General features: G+C 34.9%; 10 protein-coding genes. 6 read left to right on the plus strand and 4 right to left on the minus strand.

Annotation, left to right across the window (positions count from 1 at the left end):
* The first annotated feature begins 133 nt into the window (after positions 1-133).
* From ACUTSE_RS12340 to ACUTSE_RS12355, 4 genes are all read left to right on the plus strand, one after another.
* Entirely contained in the window at positions 134-2,884 is a 2,751-nt protein-coding gene (locus ACUTSE_RS12340; protein ID WP_445640433.1) for a TonB-dependent receptor domain-containing protein, read from the plus strand.
* 594 nt (positions 2,885-3,478) lie between these two features.
* Positions 3,479-4,624 carry a hypothetical protein gene (locus ACUTSE_RS12345; RefSeq protein WP_445640434.1) on the plus strand — a complete coding sequence of 382 codons (1,146 nt, stop codon included), beginning with the start codon at positions 3,479-3,481 and terminating at the stop codon, positions 4,622-4,624.
* Between the two features lie 137 nt (positions 4,625-4,761).
* Positions 4,762-5,121, plus strand: coding sequence for a T9SS type A sorting domain-containing protein (locus ACUTSE_RS12350; RefSeq protein WP_002987949.1), 360 nt, complete (start codon positions 4,762-4,764; stop codon positions 5,119-5,121).
* An 85-nt stretch (positions 5,122-5,206) separates the two neighbouring features.
* On the plus strand, positions 5,207-6,190 hold the full coding sequence (locus ACUTSE_RS12355; RefSeq protein ID WP_445640435.1) for a LuxE/PaaK family acyltransferase: 984 nt from the start codon (positions 5,207-5,209) through the stop codon (positions 6,188-6,190).
* Between the two features lie 111 nt (positions 6,191-6,301).
* Here ACUTSE_RS12355 and ACUTSE_RS12360 read toward each other — a convergent pair whose 3' ends face one another.
* From ACUTSE_RS12360 to gldB, 3 genes are all read right to left on the minus strand, one after another.
* A complete protein-coding gene (locus ACUTSE_RS12360; protein ID WP_445640436.1) occupies positions 6,302-6,790 on the minus strand; it encodes a hypothetical protein in 489 nt (162 codons plus the stop codon).
* A gap of 104 nt (positions 6,791-6,894) precedes the next feature.
* Positions 6,895-7,233: a gliding motility protein GldC gene (gene gldC / locus ACUTSE_RS12365; protein WP_115091901.1), complete on the minus strand. Its 339-nt coding sequence runs from the start codon at positions 7,231-7,233 to the stop codon at positions 6,895-6,897.
* Positions 7,233-8,213, minus strand: a complete 981-nt coding sequence (gene gldB, locus ACUTSE_RS12370; RefSeq protein ID WP_445640437.1) for a gliding motility lipoprotein GldB — start codon at positions 8,211-8,213, stop codon at positions 7,233-7,235. Before gldB ends, gldC begins: the two co-directional genes overlap by 1 nt.
* Positions 8,214-8,287: 74 nt before the next feature.
* On the opposite strand from gldB, the gene nadE reads away from it, so the two are divergent.
* Positions 8,288-9,088: an NAD(+) synthase gene (gene nadE / locus ACUTSE_RS12375; RefSeq protein ID WP_445640438.1), complete on the plus strand. Its 801-nt coding sequence runs from the start codon at positions 8,288-8,290 to the stop codon at positions 9,086-9,088.
* Between the two features lie 6 nt (positions 9,089-9,094).
* Positions 9,095-9,556 carry a hypothetical protein gene (locus ACUTSE_RS12380; protein WP_445640439.1) on the plus strand — a complete coding sequence of 154 codons (462 nt, stop codon included), beginning with the start codon at positions 9,095-9,097 and terminating at the stop codon, positions 9,554-9,556.
* 47 nt (positions 9,557-9,603) lie between these two features.
* Here ACUTSE_RS12380 and ACUTSE_RS12385 read toward each other — a convergent pair.
* Positions 9,604-9,801: hypothetical protein (locus ACUTSE_RS12385; protein ID WP_445640440.1), on the minus strand; the 198-nt coding region annotated here is incomplete at its 5' end.

A 9,801-nucleotide genomic window follows, 5' to 3' on the forward strand; every position in this document is an offset into this window, starting at 1 on the left:
GTGAAGTAAAGTTTACAATTATTTAATCTGGTAACGATTTAATAACGTTTACCGTAAAATGTGTTAAAATAGCGATAACACACAAGACATATTTACGCTTGTTCTTTGCACTAGCTTAAATAAAATAATAAATATGAAATCAAAGTTATTATTCGCCCTATTATTTATTAGCCAAGTAATTGGGGCATCTAATGGAACGATTAAAGGAATTTTACAAGATTCAGCAACAAAAGAACCACTAGCCTTTGCGTCTGTAAGTATAAAAGGAACAACACAAGGAGTCAATACGGATTTAGATGGTTTTTTTACTCTTGAAGTACCTGAAGGGAAACAAACGTTAACCTTTAACTATGTAGGTTATACTTCCGCTGATAAAGCTATTGAAGTAAAAGCAAACGAAACAGTTGAAATTACAATTGACTTAATTTCAGAAAGTGTACAACTAGAAGGTGTTGTTGTACAAGCGACACGATCTAAGTCTAGAGAAGCGACATTATTAATTGAGCAACAACGTTCAGTTGAGATGAAACAGCATATTGGTTCACAAGAACTTTCAAGAAAAGGGGTAAGTGATGTAGCCAGTGCAGTAGCGAAAACAACAGGAGTAGCGAAACAAGAAGGTACAGGAACTATTTTTGTACGTGGATTAGGTGACCGTTACAACAGTACTTCACTAAATGGACTTCCTTTAGCTTCAAACGATCCAGAAAAGAAAAACATTGATTTAAATATCTTCTCCACAGATATCGTAGAATACATTGCCATCGACAAAACGTATTTTGCAAGAAACTACGGAGACTTCGCAGGTGGAAATATCGACATTATGTCAAAAAATCACTCCGGAGAAGGTTTTGTAGAAGTGGGTGTAGGTACTAATATGAATACCAATGCAGTGAAACAAGATAATTTCAAAACATTATCTGATCGTAGTTTCTTTGGTTTTTCGGATACAAAAATACCAGGTAATGCCTTAAAAGGGTACAACTTTAAAAACTCAACACAAACTGATACCCGCAGTCCTTGGGGAGCAGGATTAAACATTAATACAGGTAAATCCTTTTTCTTTACTAACGGATCTGCTTTACATTTATTCGCAACAGCATCATTTGGTAATAACTTCAAACAAAAAGAAGGCGTTACCCGTACAGCTCAAGCGCAAAACTCATTCACGAAAGATTTAAATTTAAATTCTTTCGAATACAGCACCAACACAACGGGAATGTTAAATGCTAAATTTGACATCAACGATTCTAACTCAATCAAGTACAACCTCTTATTTGTCAATGACTCGAAAGAGAAAAATGATGAGTACCAAGGCTATGTAAGAGATATTACATTAGATAACTCGGATTATACCTATATCAACAGACAAACGTATCGTCAAGATCAATTAATGGTCAACCAATTATTAGGTAATCACAAATTAAACGATCAATTGGATTTAAACTGGGGAGCTGCATTCAACAACATCTCTGCACAAACACCAGATAGACAACAATACACCCTAAACAAATTAAAAGACAGCGATAGTTACCAGTTTTCAATTAACTCAAGATCGGACAACAACCGTTATTACGAAGATTTAAAAGAAAATGAAATAGCTGCTAATATTGCTGCAGATTATAAATTTGGGAAAAATGAAGAAAACCTATACGATGGAAAATTAACTGTAGGATATAACTTCAGAAAAAAAGATAGAGAATTTAAAGCTACTCAGTTCGTATTTCAAATCAACAGAGAATACAACAACAATATTAATCCAAATGCTTTAGATCAATTCTTCAACCAATCGAACTTTGCAAACGGATACTTTGATATCTATACCTTTAGAGGTGGGGCAGCAACACCTAATGCTTTATTACCTCAAACCTATGATGGAGAATTATTTATCCATGCTGGTTTTGTAAATGTAGAATACCGTTTAACTGATAAATTATCGGGATCATTAGGGGCTCGTTTCGAAACAATTTCTCAAGATGTTACGTGGCAAACACAGCTAGATGCGGATAAAACAAGCAACAAATTTACGAAGAATGCCTTCTTACCAAGTTTGTCTTTAAAGTATGAAGTAAACGACAACAACAACTTGCGTTTTGCTTTATCTAAAACCTATACTTTACCTCAATTCAAAGAAAGAGCGCGCTTTATCTATGAAGATGTAACGGAAATCAAAGTGGGTAACCCTGATTTATACGCTTCAGATGATTACAATGCGGATTTAAAATGGGAATATTTCCCTCAAACAGATGAAGTAATCTCTGCTACTGTTTTTGGAAAATACATTAAAAACCCAATCAACGAAATTGTATCTGCTTCTTCATCAAATGACATTACATATGCTAATACTGGAGATTATGGATATGCAGCAGGATTGGAAATTGAAGTTCGCAAAAACTTATTCAGTTTTGACGAGGTATTGACGAATAAAATTACAGGAGGATTGAATGCTTCTTTCATGAAGACCTACCAAAAATTAGACAACGAAAAAGTAAATCGCGAAAACAAGTATTTGAGTACTTCATTTACACATGACAATGCAAGTTTCACAGGAGCGTCAGATTTATTACTAAATGCAGATATTTCATATATCAAAGAATGGGCAAATGACCAAAAGTTAATGGCAACACTATCTTACGCACACTTCTCTGATAAACTATATTCATTAGGAACGGAACAAAGCGGAAACTTAGTTGATAAAGCTTTCGGATTCTTAGATTTCACTTTCAAATATGATTTCACGAAAAATTTCGGAATGACTTTTAACGCGAGAAACTTATTAGATCCAGCGATTGAAAGAAAACAAGAAAACCTAACACAAGATGTGTTGGTACAATCATACAAGCTAGGTCAAAACTTTAGCTTAGGATTTAAATATACGTTCTAAAAAAAAGAATATCCCTGTTCACAAAAAAGCCTGCGTTTTACGTAGGCTTTTTTTTTGGAAAGAGGAAAAGGGCAAAACCCTCCCGTCAGCTCACCAATCTCACCCTCTCTGAAAATCGAGAGGCGGTGTGAAGATGAGGCGGTGAGATTGGTGAGATTGGTGAGGTGGTGAAATCGAAACGAAGTGAAAATCTAGAGGCGGTGTGAAGGTGAGATTGGTGAGGTGGTGAAATCGAAACGAAGTGAAAATCGAAACGAAGTGTAGATTCATCGAACACCAAAACCAATATAAAATAAAGTGAGATATATTCATCGAACACCAAAACCAATATAAAATAAGTGAGATATATTCATCGAATACGAAAACAAATATACCCCCATGAGCTAGATGGTAAGGCGATGAGCAAAAATTCTCCTTTTTAAAAATATCTCCCAATCATGCACCAGTAAACCGCAAACTGCCAACCATGTCCTCGTAACAATTCATTAATATTCCGCTTTAATATCATAACAATTCAATGATAAAGTGCTAACCGTCAGTTCATCTTAGTAGACCATCTTTGTATCAGTTAAAATAAAATAACACAATTACTTTATGAAAAGATTATTCAAATCAGCATTATCAATCGCATTAGTATCCGCTTTATTCGTTAGCTGTGGATCAGACGACAATTCAAACGACAACGGAGGAAATCCAGGTCCAAATCCAGCAGAGAACATTGGACAAACATTGAAGAAAGGACAAACTCTTACTTTAGAGAAAAATAAAAAATATAACTTATCAACAAAATTAGTAGTTGAAGATGGAGCCATCTTAAACATTGAAGAAGGAGTTGAAATTATCGGTACAGGAGGAACATCTTCTTATATCGCAGTAGCACAAGGAGGACAAATCTTCGTAAAAGGAACAAATACAAACCCAGTTGTTATGACTGCTCTTGAGAAAAAAAGAGGAAGCTGGGGAGGTTTAGTAGTATGTGGTAAAGCTCCAATCAACAAAGCTAAAACAGCTACTGCAGAGGTTTCTGATTTAACTTACGGTGGAGATGTAACGAATGACAATTCAGGATCTATCCGTTACTTGAGAATTGAGTACGCTGGGGCGAACTTTAACAGTGAGAAAGAATTCAACGGATTATCTTTATTCGGAGTTGGAAGCGGAACAAAAATCGAATATGTACAAGCACACGAAGGTTCTGATGATGGATTTGAGTGGTTTGGTGGAACAGTAAGTGCACAATACTTAGTATCTACACATAACGATGATGATCAGTTTGACTGGACAGAAGGATGGAATGGACAAGAGAATAAATTCTGGTATTCTAAACAAAGTGGAACAGCTGATAAAGGATTTGAAGCAGATAACAACTCTAAAACAAGAACAGCAGAGCCTTATTCTAACCCAACAATTGACGGAATTACATTAATTGCAGCGGTAAAAGGAGAAGGAACAGCAATGAAACTACGTGAAGGTACAAAAGGAAAAATGAAAAACGTAGTATTAAGCGGATGGAAAACAGCTTTCGATGTAGAGCATGATGAAACAATCGCGAATGTTGCTAATGGTTCATTATTAGTAAGCAATGTAAAACTAATCGATGTAACTGAAAAAGCGAAAGGTAAAAATACAGCAGGTGAGTCAGTAAATGTAAATGGAGTATTTGTTGAAGGAGAAAACCAAGGTGCTGGAAATAGTGCAAGCGCTCCAGAATGGACAAAAGGCTGGACATTAGGGTTATAAGAATCTAATTTTTTATACTTATAATTTACAATAAGTCATTAATTTATGTTAACAAAAAATATTTGCCCTAAAAAAGCAAATATTTTTTTTATCATATAAGAAATATTCACTACTTTTATAGTATTAATTTCATTTGGATGACTAAAAATTACTTTTATAACTATCTTTTTATTGCAGCCTTTGCACTTATGACTAGCCTGAGCTTCGCTCAAGTTGGTTCATATACTGGGTCTGCTAATAAAGCAGCAGTTGTGAAAACAATTGAAGGTCTTTCTATTTACCCTAATCCAGTTCAAACAAACGGAAAGATTACCATAGAAACCAAAACAAATGAAGCGAAAGAAGTTGAGATTTACAACGTAATGGGCAAGAAAATTTTAGCTACCCAACTCAACACAAAAGAGCTAGTACTACCTAGTTCAATTACAGCAGGGATTTACATTATTAAAATCAAAGAAAATAATGCCACTGCAACGCGAAAGCTTATTGTAAAATAACAAAGACATATACCCTATAAATCTAAAGCATCATTTCAACATTGATGCTTTTTTTTATTGTATTTTTGTACCAAATAATTGAATTGTGTTTACACCAGAAGATATCATTAGCATACAGACCCGAAAAGAGTTTCATAAAATAGCCATGAAAGTTTATCGCTATCAATATGAGAACAATCCGGTGTATCGTGAATTTTGTAACCTCATTCGAAAAACCCCTACGGAAGTTCGAAGCTTAAATCAAGTGCCCTACCTCCCTATTGAGTTTTTTAAAAGTAAAGATGTACTGAGCAGTACATCACCCATACAAACCACTTTTACAAGTAGCGGAACCACAGGAACCATCACAAGTAAACATCATGTGACGGACTTAAACTACTATGAGGAAAGCTTTAGAAAGGGTTTCTCTTACTTTTATGGCCCAATTGAAGATTATGTTGTTTTAGCACTATTGCCATCTTATTTGGAAAGAGAAGGATCTTCTTTGATTTATATGGCTGATGATTTTATCAAACAATCTAGTCATCCAGAGAGCGGCTTCTACTTGCATAACTACGAGGAACTCATCGCTAACCTAGAACTTTTAGATCGCGAAGGGAAAAACGTCCTTTTACTAGGTGTTACCTATGCCTTATTAGACATTATTGAGCAGCATAAATTTGAGCTAAACAATACCATTATCATGGAAACAGGAGGTATGAAAGGGAAACGCAAAGAAATGATTCGCGAAGAACTGCATGCCATTCTTTGCAAAGGTTTTGGCGTGACTAAAATTCACTCTGAATATGGTATGACTGAACTCCTTTCACAAGGGTATTCTTTAGGTGATGGCGTATTTCAATGTCCACCTTGGATGGATATTGTCATCCGAGATCCAGAAGATCCTTTTACTTTATTGGATGCACATGGAAAAACGGGAGGCGTAAATGTCATTGATTTAGCCAACATCAATTCATGTTCTTTTATCGTTACACAAGATTTAGGTAAGAAATACGAAGATGGTAGTTTTGAAATATTAGGGCGATTTGATCATTCCGATATTCGCGGCTGTAACCTAATGGTACTATAATCAATCATAAAAACATATCGTTCAATAACCAGTTGATGTATACAATTGCTTAAAATGAAAGTGCACAATAAAAACTTGCACATTGTATTTTAAGTTTACTCGTTATACAACCTATTTAAACAGGGCATTTAACCTCGTATAATCAACTTCGAAAATATCATTCACTTGTTCTACATGATCTAAATCTTGCATATAGATCGTATCAAAATCCTCTCCCTCTTGCTTCATTAATCGCAGCAATTCAATTGAAAATTCCTCTTTTCGGAGCCTTAAACTTCTGGATTTATCTCCTCCTAAATAATACAAAGGATAATCGAGCCCAATTTTTTTTGACATATCAGCGATTAAATCGAACATATTAGTAAGACCAATCACATAGATATCAATTTTCGAGCCATAGGTATTAATTACCTCTTGATATTCTAATAAACTCTCTTCTCCGGTTTCACAGTTGGGATTCCAATACACGATAAAGGAAGGTCTATTCCTTTGCTCTATTTTATCGTATAATTCATTGGCCAATACCGCTTCTGGTTTATGTTGCGCGTGTACAAACACAGTAAAAAACAGAAACATGGTTAAAAATAAATATCTCATCATATGAATCTAATGATAACATTGTATCTGTCAAACATAAGGTAAAAAATTATAAAAACGAATACTAAAAATAAAGAGGGTGACCTTTTGGGACACCCTCTTTTCTATTATTTATCGATCAAATCGGTTTTCTCAGCAAAATACTCGCAGAAATCGCGCATTGTTGCCGCCATTTTCTCATCTTCCGTTGCACGTTCATACGTATCTGCCATCGCAACTAAAGTCTGATGAAAGAATTTTTTCATCTCATCTACTGGCATATCTTTTGTCCACAAATCAATTCGCAACGTTTCTTGTGCTGCATGATCCCAAATAGACAACAACATTGCTTTGGATTTTGCTCTGTCAACTCCACCATCTTTAGCCGTCCAAGTTAATTTATCTGGAACGCGATTTTCATCTAATTCTACTCTAATATTGATATCAGAAATGTGATTTTTACTCATTACTTCTTCGGTTTATACTTTGATTTTTCAAAAATATCTTTTGCAGGCATTGCAAAAAGTTCTTGCAAAGTTACGTTATTATTTTCCATAAATGAACGAACAATTTGCCAACCAATCCAAACGCCAACACGTCCAGGTGAATCATTGTCAATATCCAAGTAAAACTTGCTAAATGGCGCAGGCTCAATAAAACGAGTCACGAGCTTACCATCGGTATCAAAAAACAGTTGATTATCCACGAAATAACGCCAAATCTGAGATTCATTTGCTTTACACCAATCCAATTGCTCCTTCGTATACGTGATAAGCGATTCTTTAGGTACTCCTGGCAATAATAATTCTTTTGCATACATCAACTTCCCTTGGTGAATCATCGTTCCTAAAAACGTACGATCCGTTGTTTTTGGCAACTTTTGAATGACAAAACTTTCAGCCATATCTGGCAAAATTTGAGATGATTCAAAAGTAGTCAACGTGTACGCAGGAAATCCTTTATAAAAATGATGGTCTTTCCCTAAATACGTATCCAAACTAATCAAGGCTAAGGTATCCGCATAAATTGCTTTTGCAGCTACATCAACTTCTGAAATAAGCGTAATTACTTTCTTGTGATCTGACTCTTCTGGATAATAATATTTAATATACTGAAACAAGCGTTTCAAATCTTCTGGCAAAGATTTTAAATCGCTGTATTGTTGGGTTACTTCTTGATAAAGTTCTTTAAAAATAGTATCTTGTTTCTTCTCTAACCAAGCTTCGTCAGCTACACTTGCAGGAAATAGGTAAGGATATTGCTTTTTCAAACGCTGAAAATCTTCATCCTTTCCTGTATAAAATTCTTGGTCAAAACGAGCGACCGTAACATCCATGGGGATTTGTTCAACTTCTTTGTCTACTTTCGTTTTTGAATCACCACAACTCAACACAAAAAAACTAGAAACCACCAATAAGGGTAAAGATATTTTACTAATTTTGAACATAGTATTCTTGAATTATTTTCTAATACCTACAAATATAAAAAGAAGAACTACATATCAATCACAAATTTTCTAAGATGAATCAAAACTTTCAAACCGAAGCAGTAACACAGTACATTGTCGAATGGCTTAAAAATTATGCACAAGAAAGTGGCATAAAGGGATTCACTATTGGAATATCTGGCGGAATTGATTCTGCAGTTACTTCGACCTTATGTGCTTTAACGGGATTGCCTTTACTTTGTGTGGAAATGCCTATACATCAAGCAGCCTCACAAATTAGCAGAGCCAAAGAGCACCTTGATTTTTTAAAACAGAATTTCAATCATGTTAGTGCTGTTGAATCGGACTTAACATCAACCTTTGAGTTGTTTAAACAACAATTACCTACTAGTGATAATGAATCCTTATTAAACCTAACTTTAGCGAATACAAGAGCGAGATTACGTATGACTACCTTGTACTATTATGCAGGTATACACGGTTATTTGGTAGTAGGTACAGGTAATAAGATCGAAGATTTTGGGGTTGGATTTTTTACTAAATATGGAGATGGAGGTGTAGATATTAGCCCTATTGCTGATTTATTAAAATCGCAAGTACGCTTAATTGGTGAACACCTACAAGTTCCACAAAGCATAATTCAAGCAAAACCTACAGATGGTCTATTTGGTGATGATCGCTCAGATGAAGATCAACTAGGAGCCAATTACGATGAATTAGAGCAAGCAATGCTAGCAGCAGAACAAGGAAAAAAATTAGAGGACTTTCAAGGGAGAGCAAAAGAAGTATTCGCTATTTACACCCGACTCAATCGAATCAATCAACATAAAATAAACCCAATACCTGTTTGTACCATTCCAAACGAATTAAAATAAAAAGCTATGATAAAAAAATACTGTTTATACTTAGGAGTAGCCCTGTTATTTGCAGGTTGTACAGCTTCAGACGACTATTATGATAGGGATGTCTTTATTAGAACCGAAGGCCTAGAGCAATATGGTTGCTATAATACAAAAGACAATTTGTTTGTTCCTAGCCTTAGAGGCAATGAATTTACAATTATTACGAATACCCGAGACTATAGAGATTTAGTAGAAGGTTGTTATGCCGCTGTTGATTTTAGATACTTTGATCTAATTATTGGTCAATTTTGGGTACAATCTAATACGGAAGACATCAAATATGTCTACAAGAAGAATCGATACAATGAGTATACGTTATTTGTAGAATTCCTTCAAAACAGAGGTGGACGATCTAAATATGTAACTTATCACGCATTAGTACCTAAATTACATCCTTTAGACCCTGTATTTGTAGAAACTAGAGAAAGCTTTGCTTGGTAACCTTATAATAAAAAACGTCGTTTAAACTTAGTTAAACGACGTTTTTTTTATAGGCTTTTTTGTTTTTTCGCTTCTTTGCTTTTTTGTGGTGGATTCAGTGATACAATATGTATCATGTAAGAAGGCCAATTGCCATTGGCCCATACGGTGTATCCTCTGTCACCAAATTTTACCACAATACAATATGCATCATACAAGAAGACCAATTGCCATTGGCCCCTACGTCCGTTTCCTCTCATCACCTT

Source organism: Myroides sp. TSA_177.3 (genome assembly GCF_052691955.1).

What these genes read in the sequence shown, in the direction of transcription:
- ACUTSE_RS12340 (WP_445640433.1), top strand. Translation starts at nt 134, where the DNA reads ATGAAATCAAAGTTATTATTCGCCCTATTATTTATTAGCCAAGTAATT.
- ACUTSE_RS12345 (WP_445640434.1), top strand. Translation starts at nt 3,479, where the DNA reads ATGAAAAGATTATTCAAATCAGCATTATCAATCGCATTAGTATCCGCT.
- ACUTSE_RS12350 (WP_002987949.1), top strand. Translation starts at nt 4,762, where the DNA reads ATGACTAAAAATTACTTTTATAACTATCTTTTTATTGCAGCCTTTGCA.
- ACUTSE_RS12360 (WP_445640436.1), bottom strand. Translation starts at nt 6,790, where the DNA reads ATGATGAGATATTTATTTTTAACCATGTTTCTGTTTTTTACTGTGTTT.
- gldC (WP_115091901.1), bottom strand. Translation starts at nt 7,233, where the DNA reads ATGAGTAAAAATCACATTTCTGATATCAATATTAGAGTAGAATTAGAT.
- gldB (WP_445640437.1), bottom strand. Translation starts at nt 8,213, where the DNA reads ATGTTCAAAATTAGTAAAATATCTTTACCCTTATTGGTGGTTTCTAGT.
- nadE (WP_445640438.1), top strand. Translation starts at nt 8,288, where the DNA reads ATGAATCAAAACTTTCAAACCGAAGCAGTAACACAGTACATTGTCGAA.
- ACUTSE_RS12380 (WP_445640439.1), top strand. Translation starts at nt 9,095, where the DNA reads ATGATAAAAAAATACTGTTTATACTTAGGAGTAGCCCTGTTATTTGCA.